Source organism: Nonomuraea fastidiosa (assembly GCF_042751225.1).
Taxonomy (GTDB): Bacteria; Actinomycetota; Actinomycetes; order Streptosporangiales; family Streptosporangiaceae; genus Nonomuraea; species Nonomuraea fastidiosa.
Genome location: NZ_CP170570.1, coordinates 4,708,125 through 4,725,004, shown reverse-complemented (window position 1 = coordinate 4,725,004; position 16,880 = coordinate 4,708,125). Strand labels below are relative to the sequence as shown.

Sequence of the window (16,880 nt, the reverse complement as noted above, 5' to 3'; positions counted from 1 at the left end):
GAGCCGTACTCGGGGACGACGGAGAACTCGATCACCGCCGTGGAGCCGGCGGACGCGGACGAGGCCGAGCGCACCACGAGCCGGTGGGCCGACAGCACGCCCGCGGCGCTCCACAGCAGCCCCACCCGGTCGGGCGCGACGACCGTGACCGCTCCCCCGACCACGCGGACCGCTCCACCGCCGTGGCGGGCCAGCGCGGCCTGCTCGGGCGAGAGCGTCGGCGGCTTGGGCGGGGCGAGCCGGCCAGCACCGAGCGGACCCGGCGCACCAGGTCGGCCACCAGGCCGGCCTTCCACGAGTTCCATGCGGCCGGGCCCGTCGCGATGCCGTCGGCCACCGCCAGCGCGGCCAGCAGGTCGAGCACCTCGCGCGAGCCGACCGTGGCCGCGACCTTCTCGATCGTGACGGGGTCGTCGAGGTCCCTGCGGGTGGCCGTCTCGGGCAGCAGCAAGTGGTGGCGTACGACGGTGGCGAGCGTCTCGACGTCGGCCGGCGGCAGCCCGATGCGGGTGCCGATGTCGCGGACCACCACCTCGCCGGTCGCCGAGTGGTCGCCCGGCCAGCCCTTGCCCACGTCGTGCAGGAGCGCGGCGATCAGCAGCAGGTCGGGCCGCGAGACCTCGCGGGTGTGGCTGGCGGCGTTGGCGGCGGCCTCGATCAGGTGGCGGTCGACCGTGAACCGGTGGATCGGGTTGCGCTGGGGGCGGTGGCGCACCCGTTCCCAGTCGGGAAGAAGTTTGACGAGAATTCCCGCCTGGTCCAGCTCCTCCCAGACGGGTACGGCGGCGCGGCCCGCGCCGAGAATCGACACCAGGGCGTCACGGGCCTCCTCGGGCCAGGGCACCGGCATCGGCGGCGACTGAGCCGCGAGCACGGACACCGTGGCCGGTGCGAGCGGCAGCCCGGAGTCCGCCGCGGCCGCCGCGGCACGCAGCACCAGCACCGGGTCCTTGCGCGGATCGACACCCCTGGCGAGCACCACCTCGCCCCCGTGCTCCACCACGCCGTCCGCCAGCGGGCGGCGCCCGCGTGGAGCGGGCCCCGACACGAGCCTGTCGACCGTGCGCCAGGTGGCGTCGAAAGCATGTGAGATCGTGCGGCCCGCCTCGGCCAGCCGGCGCATCAGCGCCTCGGCGTCGAGGAGGCCGAGCACCCCGGCCACCGCGTCCTGCTCCTGGAGGACCAGCCGGTCGGTGCCGCGTCCGGTGACGACGTGCAGCGCGTGCCGCACGTCGAGGATGAACTCGTACGCCTCGCGGGCCCGCGGCCCCGGCGCCGAGGCGACCCAGGCGGCGGCCACCGCCTGCATGGCCTGGACGTCGCGCAGCCCGCCGCGTCCGTCCTTGAGATCGGGCTCCAGCAGGAACGCCAGCTCCCCGCTCACCTGAGCCCGCTGATCGGCGGCCTCCCGCAGCTCGCCCAGCCGGCGCCGCGAGTCGGCCCGCCATTCGGCCAGCACCGCCTCCCTGGCCTTCCTGGTCAGGTCGGGGTCGCCTGCCACGTGCCTGGCCTGGATCAGGCCGAGCACGGCCTTGAGATCCTGCCGGGCCACCGAGACCGCCTCTTCCACCGTGCGTACGGAGTGGTCGAGGCCGATCGCCGCGTCCCAGATCGGGTACCAGATCCGGTCGGCGATCCTGGCCACGTCGGCCCGGCCGTTGTGGAGCAGCACCAGGTCGAGGTCGCTGCCCGGTGCCGGCTCACCCCTTCCCAAACTCCCGACGGCGACCAGTGAGACGTGGTCGCCGTCGGTCGCCGTGCGGAAGAGATCCTTGAGCCAGCGATCGGTGTCCGCGGTCCGCTCCTTGCGGGCCGCGGCGAACGAACGGGCCTCTCCCCTCACTACTGCGCCCCCTTGCCGAGCTCCGCCCGGACGCCGTTGTCCAGGCTTCGCCTCGGGTCCATCTCTCCCCTGTGAATCCCCCGCCGGACATCGTCGGCCGTGCGGGGCTCGCTCCGCGCGGACGCCCGCCAAGGGGTGCCCGCGCTTCGCCGCGGAATCTTCACAGGGCTTCCGGACCCCGTTCGCCGGTCCGTACGCGGACGACGGTGTCGACCGGCACCGACCAGACCTTTCCGTCGCCGATCTTTCCGGTGTGCGCCGCCTTGGTGATGACGTCGATCACGTCCTCGGCGTCGTCCTCCTCGGTGAGGACCTCAAGGCGCACCTTGGGCACCAGGTCCACCTGGTACTCGGCGCCCCGGTAGACCTCGGTGTGGCCGCGCTGCCGACCGTAGCCGCTGGCCTCGCTGACCGTCATGCCCTTGATGCCGAACTGTTCGAGCGCGGCCTTCACGTCATCGAGCTTGAACGGCTTGATGATCGCCGTGATGAGCCTCATGCGTCCACCTTCTTCGTGGCCGGAGCCGTGGTGACGGGACCGTTCGGGGAGCTCACGCCGGAGGCGTGAACGGTGCCGAGGTCGTAACCGGTCTCGGCGTGCGTGGTGATGTCGATACCGGTGATCTCGTCCTCGGCCTTGATCCGGAAGCCCATCGTCTTGTCGATGATCTTGCCGATGATCCAGGTGATGACGAAGGAGTACAGGCCCACGGCCACCGGGCCGAGCACCTGCAGGCCGAGCTGGCCGAAGCCGCCGCCGTAGAACAGGCCCTCGCTCTGCTCGTCGGTGGCGGGGTAGGCGGCCACGAAGCCGAGGGCGACGGCGCCGATCACACCGCCGACCATGTGGACGCCGACCACGTCGAGCGAGTCGTCGTAGCCGAGCTTGTACTTCAGGCCCACGGCGTAGGCGCAGATCGCGCCGGCGAGCAGGCCGATGACCATCGCGGCCCAAGGGTCGACGAAACCACAGGCGGGGGTGATGGCGACCAGACCGGCGACCGCGCCGGAGGCCGCGCCGAGGCTGGTGGCGTGGCCGTCACGCAGCTTCTCCACGGTGAGCCAGGCACCGACCGCGACCGCGGTGGCGACCTGCGTGTTCATGAAGGCGAGGCCGGCGATGCCGTCGACCACCAGCTCGGAGCCGGCGTTGAAGCCGAACCAGCCGAACCACAGCAGCGCCGCGCCGAGCAGCACCAGCGGGAGGTTGTGCGGCCGCATCGGCTCCTTGCGCCAGCCCTGCCGCTTGCCCAGCACGAGCGCCAGGGCGAGGGCCGCGGCGCCGGCGTTGATGTGGACGACCGTGCCGCCCGCGAAGTCCTCGATGCCCATGGAGTTGAGCCAGCCGCCGCCCCACACCCAGTGGGCGACCGGGAAGTAGACGACCGTGGCCCAGATGACGGCGAACAGCATCCACGCGCCGAACTTCGCGCGGTCCGCGATGGCACCGCTGATCAGTGCGACGGTGATGATGGCGAACGTCATCTGGAAGGCGGAGAAGACGAGGCTCGGCATGCCCGTGCCGTCGTCACTGGTCGCGGTCTCCACCAGGCTCTGCAGGCCCAGGGCGTCGAAGCCGCCGACGAAAGAGTTGAGCGCTGAGATGGGGCTTTCTGTGAAGGCCAGTGAGTGACCGTAGAGCATCCACGCGACGCTCACGACGACGATGGCGCCGAACGACATCATCATCATGTTCAGGACACTCTTGGCCCTGGTCATGCCCCCGTAGAAAAGCGCGAGGCCCGGAGTCATCAACAGCACCAACGCGGTGGCCGTGAGCATCCAGGCAGTCGTGCCGCTGTCGATCTTCACGACGCGACCCTCCTTACATGTGACGTGTGGCCACAGCGTGTTCGCCCGGGGTTTCGTGGCTCGACCAGGTGTGTTTCACATTCGTGAATCTCGCCGCACAGGTGTTTCGCCTGCGTTTCGGATGCCTCACAGGCCGGGTTTCCGCATGGCGATATCGATCGTGAGATACTTAGGCTAGCCTTACCTAACGATCAAGGAACGCCCATGCGCCTCCGCTTGGCCATCGCCGCCATGCTGCCCGTTCTGGCCCTCGCCGCCTGCGGCACCTCCACCGCGTCGCAGGATGCGGGCCCCACCCGTACCGTCGAACACGCCATGGGTGAGACGAAGGTCCCCATGGCGCCGAAGCGGGTCGTCGTGCTCGACACCGACAAGCTCGACTCGATGGTCTCGCTCGGCCTCGCCCCCGTGGGGGCCGCCCAGGCCCAGGAGAACCAGACGTGGCCCGATTACCTCGGCTCCGCCCTGGCGAACACCAAGCCCGTCGGCACCCTTCAGCAGCCCAACATCGAGGCCATCATGGCGCTGAAGCCCGACCTGATCCTCGGCTCGAAGTTCCGCCAGGCCGCCTTCTACGACAAGCTCTCCAAGATCGCCCCGACCGTGTTCACCGAGCGGGTCGGCATCACCTGGAAGGAGAACTTCCTGCTCGACGCCGAGGCGCTGGGCAAGAAGGAGCAGGCGCAGCAGCTCCTGTCGGCGTACGAGGCCAGGGCCAAGGAGATCGGAGCCAAGTACTCCGAGCTGCAGGTCAGCATCGTGCGGTTCATGCCGACCGAGATCCGCATGTACGGGCCGCAGTCGTTCAGCGGCATCGTCCTCGAGGACGCCGGCATCCCCAGGCCCGAGGTCCAGCAGCTCAAGGACCAGGAGGACCGGCGCTTCGGCAAGCTGAGCCAGGAGAACATCGCCAAGGCCGACGGCGACGCGATCTTCTACACCGCGTACGGCGAGAACGCCGCCAAGGCGCAGGCCGAGGTCACCGGCGGGCCGCTGTGGAAGAACCTCAAGGCGGTCAAGTCGGGCAACGCCCACAACGTGGACGACGAGATCTGGATGACGGGCATCGGCGTCACCGCGGCCGGCAAGATCCTCGACGACCTCGACAAGTACCTCGCCCCGCTGGCCTGACCTCCCAGCCCCGGCCACTTCGGGCACCCGGCCCGTGACAAGGCCCGGCCGCTCGGAAGGCCCCGGCCGCTCGTGCGTGAGCGGCCGGGCGCGCGCCGAGGACCCGGCTCACACCACGGTGACCGGGTCGCCCACCCTGATGCGGCCGGGGCGGGTCACCCGGGCGTACACGCCCGCGCACGGCTGCGGCTCCATGCCGAACACCGGCACCCTGTTGTGCCTGGCCACGGTGCGCAGCGCGTCGGTGTCGCGCTCCAGCGCGCCGTGCGCGAGCGTCGGCACCGCGCAGCGCGGGGTGGCCACGATGACGTGCAGCTCCACCTCGTCGCCGACGCGCAGCCGCCGCTCCACCCAGCCGTTCTCGACGAACCCCTCGTCCCCGTCATCTTCGGTGGCGATCACCAGGTTGGGCCGGTAGCGCTCGGCCTCGACGTGCCCGCGCGGCCCGAGCGCGCCGATCCTGGCGAGCGCGGAGGTGGTGATCAGGTGCACGGGGGCGAAGTCGAAGAACGTGCCCTCGGGAGCGCCCGCCCCGACCGGGCTCACCGTGTACGGCACCTCCGCCTCGATGCCCTCGGCCAGCACCTGCTCGGGCACAGATCGCAGCATCTCGGCACCCTCGGGCGGCACGTCGATCAGCCGCACCTCGCGCCCGAGCAGCTCCGACAGCTCCGCGTCGCCGGGCGCCCGCGCGCCTTCGAGGGTGAGCAGCCGCCGCCACAGCCGCGGGTTCTTCGCGCTGGCGATCTTGCCGGTGGCCACGTCGAGCACCGCTCGCGCCCGGTCGCCGGCCAGCCCGCGCTCGGTCACCTCGGTCTCGGCGAGCTCCTCGCCCAGCATCGACTTCACCGGATAGCGCCGCAGGGTCTCGACATGCATGGCGAAAAGCCTAGGGCCCGCCGGCGCCCTCCCCTCAGGGGCGCCTGGCGGGCCCTGAGTCCCTGATGCCGGGCGGCCGTCCTCCCTGGCGGGCCACCGTCGGCTGAGCCTGACGGACGGCCCTCTGCGGCGGGCGGCCGTCAGGCGGCTGCCGTGGCCATCTTGCGCAGCCGCGCCAGCGCGTCGCGCTCGATGCGGCGGGCGCGGTCGCGGCCGATGCCGTAGCGCTCGCCCACCTCGGTGAGCGTGTGCTCGCGCCCGTCGACCAGGCCGTAACGCCAGCGCAGCATCTCGCTGGTCGGCCCCTCGAGCCCGGTGAGCCACTGGTCGAGCCGCTCGCGCTCCAGGATGTCGATCGCCTGCTGCTCGGGATCGGCCCACGTCTCGTCGGCGATCATGTCGCCGAGCTCGGTCTCGTCCTCGTCACCCACGCCGAGCTGCAACGACACCGGGTCGGACGCCCAGCGCCGCAGCTCGCGCACCCGCTCGATCGGCAGGTCGAGAATGCCGGCGAGGTCGTCGTCGGTCGGCTCCATGTCGAACTCGGCCAGCATGTCGCGCCTGACCCGCATCAGCCGGGTCATCTGCTCGCCCGCGTGGGTCGGCAGCCGCACCGGCCGCGCCTGCTCATGGATGGCACGCCCGACGGCCTGCCTGATCCACCACGTGGCGTAGGTCGAGAACTTGTAGCCCCGCCGGTAGTCGAACTTCTCCACCGCCCGCACCAGGCCCAGGTTCCCCTCCTGGACCAGGTCGATCAGCGGCATCCCACGGCCTGAGTATTTCCTGGCCACCGCCACCACCAGGCGCAGGTTGGCCTGAATGAACTCCTCCTTCGCCCGCCGGCCGGATATCGCCAGCCGTTCGAGCTCCTCGTCGGCCGCGTCTCCGATGCGCGGCTCCGTGCCCCCGCTGTCGAGCAGCTGCTCGGCGAACAGGCCCGCCTCGATCCTCTTGGCGAGCTCAACCTCTTCCTCCGCCGTGAGCAGCGGGACCCGGCCGATCTCGGCCAGGTAGGTCCCCAGCAGATCGCGCTCGGCGATGTGCTGCTCCTGCGTGCGACTCCCCGTAGGCCTTGCCATCCCCAGGCACCTCGTTCCGCAGCTGCGTTCTATACCCGGGCAACGTCCGGCCACGTGCAAAGATTCCCTAAAGCACTACGCCTGCGGGAGGGTTCTGCATGTCCTCCTCAAGGAGGAGACCGCGGTGAAACGCCTGGTGAACACGGGGGAGGACGGGCGCGCCCCGGTCAGTTGACCGGACCGCCCCTGGGCCGCACGGTCAGCTCGGTGAGGTGGGCGTCGGGCCCTGCGGTGATGGCGGCCACGATGGCCCGCGCCACGGTCTCCGGCGTGAGGTAGCGCTCCGGCTCGAACTCGCCGCCCTCGTACTCCCGCACGCCGCGCTGCATGTCGGTCGCGGTCCTGCCCGGGTAGACGGTGGTGACCCTGAGCAGGGGCTCCTCCAGCCGCAGCGCGTCGGCGAACGCCTTGAGCGCGAACTTGCTGGCCGCATACGACGCCCAGTGAGGGTTGGCCCGCTGCCCCGAGCCGGAGTTGACGCACACCACGTGCCCCTCGGCCTGCCTGAGCGCGGGCAGCAGCAGCCTGGTCAGCTCGGCGACGGCGACGACGTTCACCTCGTACGTGCGCCGCCACGCGTCGGCGCTCTGGTCGGCGATGCGGCCGAGGGTGGCGACGCCCGCGCTGTGCACGAGCACGTCGAGCCGGTCGATGCCCGCGACGTCGGCGGCCGTCACCTTCGTCAGCTCCACCGGCCACGGCCGTGCCCCGGGCAGCTCGGCGGCGAGCGCGGCCAGCGCCCGCTCGTCACGGCCGCCGAGCAGGACGTCGTGGGTGGGGGCGAGGGCCCGCGCGACGGCCGCGCCGACCCCTCGGGAAGCGCCGGTGACCAGCGCCTTCGGTCGTTCAGTCATAGCGGCAGCTTATTGACCTTGGCCGCCCCGCCTGTACGAGGACGGCTCAGGCCGGGTCGGGGGTGCGGAAGGTGCCGGTCTCCTCGGCCATCCGGTCGTACTCCTCAAGCCTGGCCCGCGTCCGCAGCGGCACCGCCTCGGCCATGGCCTCCACCAGCGCCATGGCGAGCGCGAGCGGCGCGGCGTGCGAGTTGAAGACCAGCCCGTCGCCCACGGGCGCGTCGAGCACGACCTCGGCGGGCAGGCCGGCCCTGTCGGTGATGGCGGCGACCCGCAGGCCGAGCTTGGCGGCGTACTCGAGCGCGTCCAGCGTCTCGGCCGGGTAGCGCGGCAGCACCACGGCCACCACCCACTCGGCCCCCGCCCGCTGGGCCGCGTGCAGCCCTTCCGCCAGCTCGGAGCCGCCGTGGACGAGCAGCCGCACGTCGGGGTGTATGCGGCGGGCGTAGTAGGCGAACGTGGTGGCGAGCCCGCACGAGGCGTGCAGGCCCAGCACGGGCAGCGGCTCGGTGGCGGCGAGGTGCTCGCCCAGCTCCTTGATCGGGAAGGCGGACAGGCGTTCCCTGACCGTGACGAGGTTGCGGATCTCGCAGTCGATGGCCCCGCGCAGCAGGCTCTCGTGCGGCGTCTCCGGGCCCCCGCCGAGCACGAGGGGGCGCAGCGCCTGGCGCAGCTCGGGGTATCCGGCGAAGCCCAGCACCATGGCGAAGCGGGTCACCGAGGGCTGGCTGACCCCGGCCCGCTCGGCCAGCTCGACGCTGGACAGGAAGATCGCCTCATCCAGGTGCTCGCTGAGGTAGTCGGCGATCCTGTGCTGAACGGGGGACAGCCTCCGGCCGTCCAGCAGCATGTCAAGCCCACCGCGAAATCCGTCCGCCACGCAACGTGCAACGCACGAGACCCGCCGTTCTCATCCCGCCCACCAGTGACAAAAGGCGTCGCAGGTCACGTTTGTGCTGCTCAGCGGCTTTCAACTGGCCAGGAACTGGGTGGCGGCCAGCTCCCGGTAGAGCTCGTCCTCGCCCACCAGCTCGTCGTGGCGGCCGACCGCGCGTACGGTGCCGCCCTCCATCACCACGATCCGGTCGGCGCCCGTCACCGTGGAGAGGCGGTGCGCGATGACCAGCACGGTGGTCTCCGCCGCGACCTCGGCGATGACCTCGCGCAGCCGCAGCTCGTTGACCGCGTCGAGCTGCGAGGTGGCCTCGTCGAGCAGCAGCAGCCTGGGCTTGCGCAGCAGCGCCCTGGCGATGGCCACGCGCTGCCGTTCGCCGCCCGACAGCAGCACGCCGCGGTGGCCGACCGGGGTCTCCAGCCCGTCGGGCAGCCGCGCCACGAGGTCGTCGAGGCGGGTGCGCGCGATGACGGAGCGCAGCTCGTCCTCGGTGGCGTCCTGGGCGGCGAACAGCAGGTTCTCGCGCAGCGTGCCGGCCAGGACGGGGGCGTCCTGCTCGACGTAGCCGAGCGCGGCGCGCAGCTCGCCGAGCGGCCAGTCGCGGATGTCGCGGCCGCCCACCAGGATCCGCCCGTCTTGGTGGTCGTAGAAGCGTTCGAGCAGCGCGAACACCGTGGACTTGCCCGCTCCCGACGGGCCGACGAGCGCGGTCAGCCCGCCCGCGGGCACCTCGAAGGTGACGCCGTTGTGCACGATCGGCCGGTCGTCGCCGTAGCGGAAGACGACGTCGCGGAACTCCACGCCGATCGGCGTGCTCTCCTCGTGCGGGACGACTCCGGCGGGCTCGGCCGGCAGGTCTTCGATCTCCTTGATGCGCTTGAGCGCGGCCAGGCCCTGCTGTAGCTCGACCCCGCCGTTGACGAGCTGCCCGATCGGCGCCACCAGGTAGAACAGGTAGAGCAGGAACGCGATCAGCGACGAGACCTCGAGCGCGCCCGACGCGACCCGCGCGCCGCCGACGGCCAGCACGGCGAGGAACGCGATCTGCACGGTCATCCACGTCGCCACCCCTGCGAGCGACGTCCAGCCGGCGACCTGCAGCCCGCGGTCGCGGGCGCGCGCGGCCGCCCCTGCGACCTCGGCGATCTCCCGCTCCTCCGCGCCGCTGGCCTTGACCGTCCGGTACGCCTGCAGCGCCCGGTCCAGCACGGCGCCCATCTCGCCCACGGCCTCCTGCGCCTGCGCCTGCGCCCGCTGGATGCGCGGCATGATGAGCGCGACCAGCCCGCCGATCAGCACCACGACGAGCAGCGTGACCAGCAGCAGCACGCCGTCCATCGCGGCCATCAGCACGATCGCGCCGACCAGCATGAACGCCGAGCCGATCGAGTCCACCACGCCGTTGGTCAGCACCGAGCGCAGCAGCGTCGTGTCACCGGTCACCCGCGACAGCAGGTCGCCGGGCTTGAGCCGGTCCACGTCGGCCACCCTGAGCCGCAGCATGCGGTCCACGAGCCTGCGCCGGGCGCCGAGCACGATGCCCTCGCCGGTGCGCTCCATCAGGTAGCTGCCGCCGGCCGAGACGGCGGCTCCGATCACCACCGCGATGGTCAGCCCGAGTAACGGCCCCGCCATGGAGGCGTTCCTGCCGAAGGCGTCCACGACGTACTTGGCCAGCAGCGGCATGGCGAGGCCCGCCGCCGAGCCGATCAGGCCGAGCAGCCCGCCGACGACGAGGATCTTCCGGTGCGGACGGAGGTAGGCGAGCAACTCCTTGACCACCGCAGCTCCTTTCACGACATTTCTCGACTCGCCCAACGAACGGGACCGCGCGATCCGCACCCGGGCACAGCAGTCAACTTAAATTGACGACCTGAGTATGTCAACTTTGGTTGACACTCCTCCTTGAGGAGGAGGCGGCGGACGATTCCTGCGGCCTTCCCGAGATCCCGAGATCACCGTCGTCCTATGAACCGCCCCAGACGCCCTGTCTCCTCCGCCGCGCCACGAACGGCGCCCAAGCGCCCAGCCTCCACCGCCAGAGGCGTCTTCAGCGGAGACACGCAGGCGCCCCCGCCGAAGACGCCCACCCGCCGCAGCCTCAACGCCCGCGAGGCAGCGGCTGAAGCGTCCAGAGCGAGGCGGGATACGGGGTGCTCGTGGGGTGCGGCCCTAGAACACGTTCCAGCGAGAGCTCAGAGGGCCGAGCGGCGGGTGCGGCGGCTGGAGGGAAGGTCGTGGCGGCCGGACAGAAACTCCTGGAACGCGATTTTCGCCCGGATGACCGGCCGCCGCCACCGCTCTTCCCGGTGCACGGCCTTGGCGAGCTTGCGCGGCGAGCGTTCGACGATGAACCAGCGCGCCCACGGCGACCCCGGCCGCGCCAGCCTGATGGCGCCGACGAGCAGCATGGGCGGCACGAACAAGCCCGCCATCCCCGTCCAGATCTTGCCCTTGAGCAGGGTGATGACGGCGAGCACCAGGTTGGCCACGATGAGCGCGGCGGGGTTGATGACGGGCGGGCCGTAGTCCCAGGTGAGGGGGCGCAGGCCGATGAGCAGCAGGCCGCTGACGGCGATCGCGATGAAGACGGCGTCGACCGAGGTGCGGCCCTCTTCCTCCCAGTAGACGTCGTGCAGGTGCAGGATGAGCGCGAACTCGTCGAGCACGAGGGCGGAGCCGACGCCGAAGATGGAGGCGGCGACCGCGGTGCCGACCTGGGAGCCGGGCGAGACGATGAGCGTGACGCCGCCGATCAGCATGAGGATGACGCCGAACACCACGTGGTGGATGTGCATCTCGCCCACGGTGAAGTTGCGGAACCAGCCGACCTTCGCCCTGATCAGGCGGACGTTGATGCGGGTGGCGATGAACGCCACGATGAGCATGACGAAGTAGCAGAACAGCGGAAGCCGTCCTGTGGCGACGATGCTGTGTTGAAACCAGTTCCCCATGGCTCTCGCCATCGATGGTACGAGCCGTGCGGGACCGTCGCGCCCGCCCTGCTCTCACGCCGGAAAGCCCGCCGTACCCGCACACACCGGCCGTACCCGCACAGGGGAGCAGGCCAGGACCTCACGCCAGGAAACCGCGCAGCAGCGCGGCCGTGCCCTCCAGGTGCTCGGCGACGGCCCGTCCGGCGGCTTCCGGGTCGCCGGCGAGTATGGCGTCCACGATGGCCCGGTGCTGGACGGCGGCGTGGTCGAGGTTGACCTGGAGCATGGGGATGGCGTTGAGCAGGTCGCTGACCCGGGAGCGGGCGTCGGCGCAGGCGGCGGCGAGCAGGCCGGAGCCGGTCAGCTCGGCGATGGACAGGTGGAACGCGGTGTCGAGGCGGCGGTAGTCGTCGAGCCCGGCCGCGTTCAGCTCGTCGAGCCTGCGCAGCAGCAGCTCGCGCTTGGCGGCGTCGAGCTCGGAGGCGGCGAGTACCTGCGCGGCGCCGCTCTCGACCGCGAGCCGGAAGGTGAGCGCGTCGGCCAGCTCGCCGGGCCCCATCGCGTTGACGGCCTGGCGGGCGGTGCCGGCGTCGGGCTCGGGCGGCCGGTACGTGACGAACGCCCCGCCGTACCGGCCCCTGCGGACGTCGAGGTAGCCGGCGTCGGACAGCGCCCTGATCGCCTCGCGCAGCGTCACCCTGCTGATGCCGAGCCGAACGGCCAGCTCGCGCTCCGGCGGCAGCTTGCCGCCCGGCGGGACGACGCCGAGCTTGATCGCCTGGAGCAGCCGCTCGACCGTCTCCTCGAAGGCGTTGCCCGCCCTGACCGGCCGCAACACCGTCATCAAACGCGCCGACTCGTCCAACGTGTCCTCAGGCCTTGACAAGCGATCCCACGATGCACCTCAATGGTCTGAGACTAGCCCAATCGGCGAATGAGCGCGTCAGGCCAGGTCAGAGCCCAGTGAGGAGCGGCATAGCGTGAGCGATGGAGCGAGCAGCGGGTTCCTGTCCGTGGCCGAGCTGCGCGACGAGGTCGCCGCCGGCCGGATCGACACCGTGCTCCTCGCGATCGCCGACATGCAGGGCAGGCTGCAGGGCAAGCGGCTGTCGGCGCGCTACTTCCTCGACGAGGTGCTAAAGCACGGCTCCGAGGGCTGCAACTACCTGCTGGCCGTCGACGTCGACATGAACACCGTCCCCGGCTACGCCATGTCGTCCTGGGACAGGGGCTACGGCGACTTCGTCATGAAGCCCGACCTGAGCACGCTGCGCCGCATCCCGTGGCACGAGGGCACCGCCCTGCTGATGGCCGACCTGGCCTGGGAGGACGGCTCGGAGGTGACCGCCTCGCCGCGCCAGATCCTGCGCCGCCAGCTCGCCCGGCTGGCCGAGCGCGGACTGGCCGCGTACGTGGGCACGGAGCTGGAGTTCGTGATCTACGACAACAGCTACGAGGACGCCTGGAAGCGCGCGTACCGCGACCTGACCCCCGCCAACCTCTACAACGTCGACTACTCGCTGCTCGGCACCGCCCGCGTGGAGCCGCTGCTGCGCAGGATCCGGCGCGAGATGGAGGGCGCGGGCCTGTACGTCGAGTCCGCCAAGGGCGAGTGCAACCTCGGCCAGCACGAGATCGCCTTCCGCTACGCCGAGGCGCTGGCGACCTGCGACAACCACGTCATCTACAAGACGGGGGCCAAGGAGATCGCCGCCCAGGAGGGCCGGTCGATCACGTTCATGGCCAAGCCGAACCAGCGTGAGGGCAACTCCTGCCACATCCACATCTCGCTGCGCGGTCTGGACGGCGAGCCGGTGATGGCGGGCGAAGGTCCGCACGGGCTCTCCCAGCTCGGCGCCCGCTTCGTGGCCGGGCAGCTCGCCTGCATGCGTGAGCTGACCCTGCTGTACGCGCCCAACATCAACTCCTACAAGCGTTTCGTGCCCGGCAGCTTCGCCCCCACGGCGCTCAAGTGGGGCGTGGACAACCGCACCTGCTCGCTGCGCCTGGTGGGCCACGGCCTGTCGCTGCGGGTGGAGAACCGCGTGCCGGGCGGCGATGTGAACCCGTACCTGGCGGTGGCGGCGCTGATCGCGGCGGGCCTGCACGGCATCGACGAGGAGCTGCCGCTGGAGGAGCCGTACGCGGGCAACGCCTACACCTCGGGCGCGGAGACCGTGCCGCTGACGCTGCGCGACGCGCTGGCCGCGTTCGAGGGGTCGAAGCTGGCCAAGGACTGGTTCGGCGAGGACGTGGTCGAGCACTACGCGAACAACGCGCGCGTGGAGCTGGCCGCGTTCGACGCGGCGGTGACGGACTGGGAGATGTTCCGTGGTTTCGAGCGCATGTGACGGGGGCGCATGAAGATCATCAATCCGGCCACGGAGGAGGTCCTGGCCGACGTCGAGCTCGCCGACGCCGCCGAGGTCGACCGGGCCGTGGAGCGTGCCACGAAGGCGTACGCGGGCTGGCGCGCGGTGGCGCCGGGCGACCGGGCGCGGCTGCTGCGCAGGTTCGCCGAGGTGGTGGACGCGCACGGCGCGGAGCTGGCCGAGCTGGAGCTGGCCAACGCCGGTCATCCGATCGGCGGCGCCCGCTGGGAGGCGGGCGCGGTACGCGACGTGCTGCACTTCTACGCGGCCGCCCCCGAGCGCCTGCACGGCAAGCAGATCCCGGTGCCGGGCGGCGTGGACATCACCTTCCACGAGCCGCTGGGCGTGGTCGGGGTGATCGTGCCGTGGAACTTCCCGATGCTGATCATGTCGTGGGGCGTGGCGCCCGCGCTGGCGGCGGGCAACACGGTGATCGTCAAGCCGGCCGAGTGGACCCCGCTGACCGCCCTGAGGCTGGCCGAGCTGGCCCTGGAGGCGGGCCTCCCCGAGGGGGTGCTCCAGGTGCTGCCCGGGGCAGGGGAGGTCGCGGGCGCCCGCCTGGTCGAGCACCCCGGCGTACCCAAGATCGTCTTCACCGGCTCGACCGAGGTGGGCAAGGAGATCGCGGCCAAGGCCGCGCGCCACGTCAAGCGGGTCACGCTGGAGCTGGGTGGCAAGTCGGCCAACATCGTGTTCGCGGACGCGGACCTGGAGAAGGCCGCGGCGACGGCGCCGTACGCGGTGTTCGACAACGCCGGGCAGGACTGCTGCGCCCGCTCCCGCCTGCTCGTCCAGGCGAGCGTGTACGACGAGTTCATGGCCCTGCTCGCCCCCGCCGTGCTCGGCGTCAAGGTCGGCGACCCGCGCGACGAGGCCACTGAGATGGGCCCGCTCATCAGCGCCGAGCACCTGGCCCGCGTGGCGGGCTTCGTCGAGGGCACCCCCTACCTGCAGGGCTCCTGCCCCGAGGGCAAGGGCTTCTGGTTCCCGCCCACCGTGCTGACCCCCGAGGTCACCGACCGGGCGTTCACCGAGGAGATCTTCGGGCCCGTGGTGTCGGTGGCCAGGTTCGACGACGAGGCCGACGCCGTGCGCATCGCCAACGACACCCCGTACGGGCTGAGCGGCTCCATCTGGACCCGCGACGTGGGGCGGGCGCTGCGCGTGGCCAGGGCGGTCGAGTCGGGCGCGCTGTCGGTCAACTCACACTCGTCGGTCCGCTACTGGACCCCGTTCGGCGGCTTCAAGCAGTCCGGACTCGGCAGGGAGCTCGGCCCTGACGCCCTGGCGGCGTTCACCGAGGTCAAGAACGTCTTCATCGCAACGGAGTGACGCGGATGCAGCGCTTGCAGGATCGGGTGGCGGTCATCACGGGGGCGGCGAGCGGGATCGGGCTGGCCACGGCCCGGCGCTTCGCCGAGGAGGGCGCCAGGGTGGTCTGCGCGGACATCGACGAGGACGCCGGCGCCAAGGCCGCGAGCGAGGTCGGCGGCCTGTTCGTACGGGCCGACGTGACCCGCGAGGACGACGTGATCCGCATGTTCGCCACCGCGCACGAGACATACGGCAGCGTGGACATCGCCTTCAACAACGCCGGCATCTCGCCGCCCGACGACGACTCGATCCTGGAGACCGGCCTGGAGGCCTGGCGGCGGGTCCAGGAGGTGAACCTGACCAGCGTCTACCTGTGCTGCAAGCACGTCATCCCGTACATGCGGCGGCAGGGCAAGGGCTCGATCATCAACACGGCCTCGTTCGTCGCGGTCATGGGGTCGGCGACCTCGCAGATCTCCTACACCGCCTCCAAGGGCGGCGTGCTGGCGCTGTCGCGGGAGCTGGGCGTGCAGTTCGCCAGGGAGGGCATCAGGGTGAACGCGCTGTGCCCCGGCCCGGTGAACACGCCGCTGCTGCAGGAGCTGTTCGCCAAGGACCCGGAGCGGGCGCAGCGGCGGCTGGTGCACGTGCCGATCGGCCGCTTCGCCGAGGCGTCGGAGATCGCGGCGGCGGTGGCGTTCCTGGCCAGCGACGACGCGTCGTTCATCACGGCCAGCGAATTCCTGGTGGACGGCGGCATCTCCGGCGCGTACGTCACACCGCTGTAAGAGGGGGCGCGGGTCTAAGGGGACACGCCATGCGGCGTCCGGTCATCGGCATCACCTGTTACGTCGAGCAGGCCACGTTCACGGTGTGGCGGGACACGCCCGCCGCGCTGCTGCCGCATGCGTACGTGGAGAAGGTGGCGGCGGCGGGCGGGCAGCCGGTCGTGCTGCCGCCGGCCGGTGAGCCCGCCGCGCTCGTGGACCGGCTCGACGGGCTCATCCTGGCGGGCGGCGGCGACATCGACCCGGCCAGGTACGCCGCGACGCCGCACGAGCGCACCGGCTACGTGCGGGAGTTCCGCGACGCGGCCGAGTTCGCGCTGCTGCGCGCCGCGCTCGACGCCGGCCTGCCCTACCTGGGCATCTGCCGGGGTCTCCAGGTGCTGAACGTGCTGCTCGGCGGCAGCCTGCACCAGCACCTTCCGGACGTCGTGGGCCACACCGGCCACTGCCCGGGTCCCGGCCGTTTCGGCGACCTGCCGGTCACGCCCGTGCCCGGCTCGCGGCTGGCCAAGGCCCTGGGTGCGGAGCCGCTGCCGGTCCCCCACTACCACCACCAGGCCGTGGACCGTCTCGCGCCCGGCCTGGCGGTCACCGCGACGGCGGCGGACGGCACGATCGAGGCGGTGGAGCTGGACCGGGACGCCCTCACGATGGCCGTGCAGTGGCACCCGGAGGTGGCGGCCGACCCGAAGCTCTTCGAGGCGCTGGTGGCGGCCTGCTGAACCCTCGCCGGACGGCGAACGCGACAAGACCCCCATAACACCACTAGGCTGGCGGGCATCACCGATGAAACCGTGCGGGAGAGTGCCCTGACAGCCGGTCAGGGCCCCTGAAGGAGCAAGCCCTCCCCGCGAACCTCTCAAGGCAAAGGACCGCACGGCTACGGTGTCTCTGGAAAGCAGGCCCTCGGGGCCTCGCCGAAGGTGAAAGTCCGGCAAAAGTCGGGCGAAGCTCTCAGGCACCGATGACAGAGG

The 16,880-nt window shown here is 71.5% G+C and carries 15 protein-coding genes and 1 riboswitch; of the genes, 5 read left to right on the top strand and 10 right to left on the bottom strand.

The window, feature by feature from the left end:
- Positions 1-31: 31 nt before the first annotated feature.
- The 3 genes from ACFMQL_RS22030 to ACFMQL_RS22020 all read right to left on the bottom strand — a co-directional run bounded on the left by ACFMQL_RS22030 (position 32) and on the right by ACFMQL_RS22020 (position 3,655).
- On the bottom strand, positions 32-1,843 hold the full coding sequence (locus ACFMQL_RS22030; protein WP_378786829.1) for a [protein-PII] uridylyltransferase: 1,812 nt from the start codon (positions 1,841-1,843) through the stop codon (positions 32-34).
- 160 nt (positions 1,844-2,003) lie between these two features.
- Positions 2,004-2,342, bottom strand: a complete 339-nt coding sequence (locus ACFMQL_RS22025; protein WP_364061248.1) for a P-II family nitrogen regulator — start codon at positions 2,340-2,342, stop codon at positions 2,004-2,006.
- Entirely contained in the window at positions 2,339-3,655 is a 1,317-nt protein-coding gene (locus ACFMQL_RS22020; RefSeq protein ID WP_364061245.1) for an ammonium transporter, read from the bottom strand. Before ACFMQL_RS22020 ends, ACFMQL_RS22025 begins: the two co-directional genes overlap by 4 nt.
- A gap of 204 nt (positions 3,656-3,859) precedes the next feature.
- Here ACFMQL_RS22020 and ACFMQL_RS22015 point away from each other — a divergent pair, with 204 nt between their 5' ends.
- Positions 3,860-4,786 (top strand): iron-siderophore ABC transporter substrate-binding protein, encoded by a 927-nt coding sequence (locus ACFMQL_RS22015; RefSeq protein WP_364061242.1) that lies wholly within the window; start codon positions 3,860-3,862, stop codon positions 4,784-4,786.
- Between the two features lie 108 nt (positions 4,787-4,894).
- Here the strand turns inward: ACFMQL_RS22015 and ACFMQL_RS22010 are convergent, their stop codons facing one another.
- From ACFMQL_RS22010 to ACFMQL_RS21980, 7 genes are all read right to left on the bottom strand, one after another.
- Positions 4,895-5,665, bottom strand: coding sequence for an MOSC domain-containing protein (locus ACFMQL_RS22010; protein ID WP_364061239.1), 771 nt, complete (start codon positions 5,663-5,665; stop codon positions 4,895-4,897).
- Positions 5,666-5,805: 140 nt separating this feature from the next.
- Positions 5,806-6,747: a sigma-70 family RNA polymerase sigma factor gene (locus ACFMQL_RS22005; protein WP_364061236.1), complete on the bottom strand. Its 942-nt coding sequence runs from the start codon at positions 6,745-6,747 to the stop codon at positions 5,806-5,808.
- Between the two features lie 167 nt (positions 6,748-6,914).
- Positions 6,915-7,601, bottom strand: coding sequence for an SDR family oxidoreductase (locus ACFMQL_RS22000; protein WP_364061233.1), 687 nt, complete (start codon positions 7,599-7,601; stop codon positions 6,915-6,917).
- 46 nt (positions 7,602-7,647) lie between these two features.
- Positions 7,648-8,451 carry a MurR/RpiR family transcriptional regulator gene (locus ACFMQL_RS21995; protein WP_364061230.1) on the bottom strand — a complete coding sequence of 268 codons (804 nt, stop codon included), beginning with the start codon at positions 8,449-8,451 and terminating at the stop codon, positions 7,648-7,650.
- 120 nt (positions 8,452-8,571) lie between these two features.
- The gene (locus ACFMQL_RS21990) at positions 8,572-10,278 is read right to left on the bottom strand and encodes an ABC transporter ATP-binding protein (protein WP_364061227.1); all 1,707 of its coding nucleotides are present in this window, start codon (positions 10,276-10,278) and stop codon (positions 8,572-8,574) included.
- A gap of 413 nt (positions 10,279-10,691) precedes the next feature.
- Positions 10,692-11,450, bottom strand: coding sequence for a hypothetical protein (locus tag ACFMQL_RS21985; RefSeq protein WP_364061224.1), 759 nt, complete (start codon positions 11,448-11,450; stop codon positions 10,692-10,694).
- A 121-nt stretch (positions 11,451-11,571) separates the two neighbouring features.
- Positions 11,572-12,276: an FCD domain-containing protein gene (locus ACFMQL_RS21980; RefSeq protein ID WP_364061221.1), complete on the bottom strand. Its 705-nt coding sequence runs from the start codon at positions 12,274-12,276 to the stop codon at positions 11,572-11,574.
- A gap of 136 nt (positions 12,277-12,412) precedes the next feature.
- Between ACFMQL_RS21980 and ACFMQL_RS21975 the strand changes: the two genes are divergently transcribed.
- The 4 genes from ACFMQL_RS21975 to ACFMQL_RS21960 are packed head-to-tail and all read left to right on the top strand — an operon-like array spanning position 12,413 to position 16,628.
- Positions 12,413-13,783: a glutamine synthetase family protein gene (locus ACFMQL_RS21975; RefSeq protein ID WP_378786826.1), complete on the top strand. Its 1,371-nt coding sequence runs from the start codon at positions 12,413-12,415 to the stop codon at positions 13,781-13,783.
- Between the two features lie 9 nt (positions 13,784-13,792).
- Positions 13,793-15,136, top strand: a complete 1,344-nt coding sequence (locus tag ACFMQL_RS21970; protein ID WP_378786824.1) for an aldehyde dehydrogenase family protein — start codon at positions 13,793-13,795, stop codon at positions 15,134-15,136.
- A gap of 5 nt (positions 15,137-15,141) precedes the next feature.
- Positions 15,142-15,906, top strand: a complete 765-nt coding sequence (locus tag ACFMQL_RS21965; RefSeq protein WP_364061212.1) for a 3-oxoacyl-ACP reductase — start codon at positions 15,142-15,144, stop codon at positions 15,904-15,906.
- Between the two features lie 29 nt (positions 15,907-15,935).
- Complete coding sequence (locus ACFMQL_RS21960; RefSeq protein WP_364061209.1) at positions 15,936-16,628, top strand: gamma-glutamyl-gamma-aminobutyrate hydrolase family protein; 693 nt, start codon at positions 15,936-15,938, stop codon at positions 16,626-16,628.
- Positions 16,629-16,693: 65 nt separating this feature from the next.
- Positions 16,694-16,791, top strand: a riboswitch (glycine riboswitch).
- The last annotated feature ends 89 nt before the right edge of the window (positions 16,792-16,880 follow it).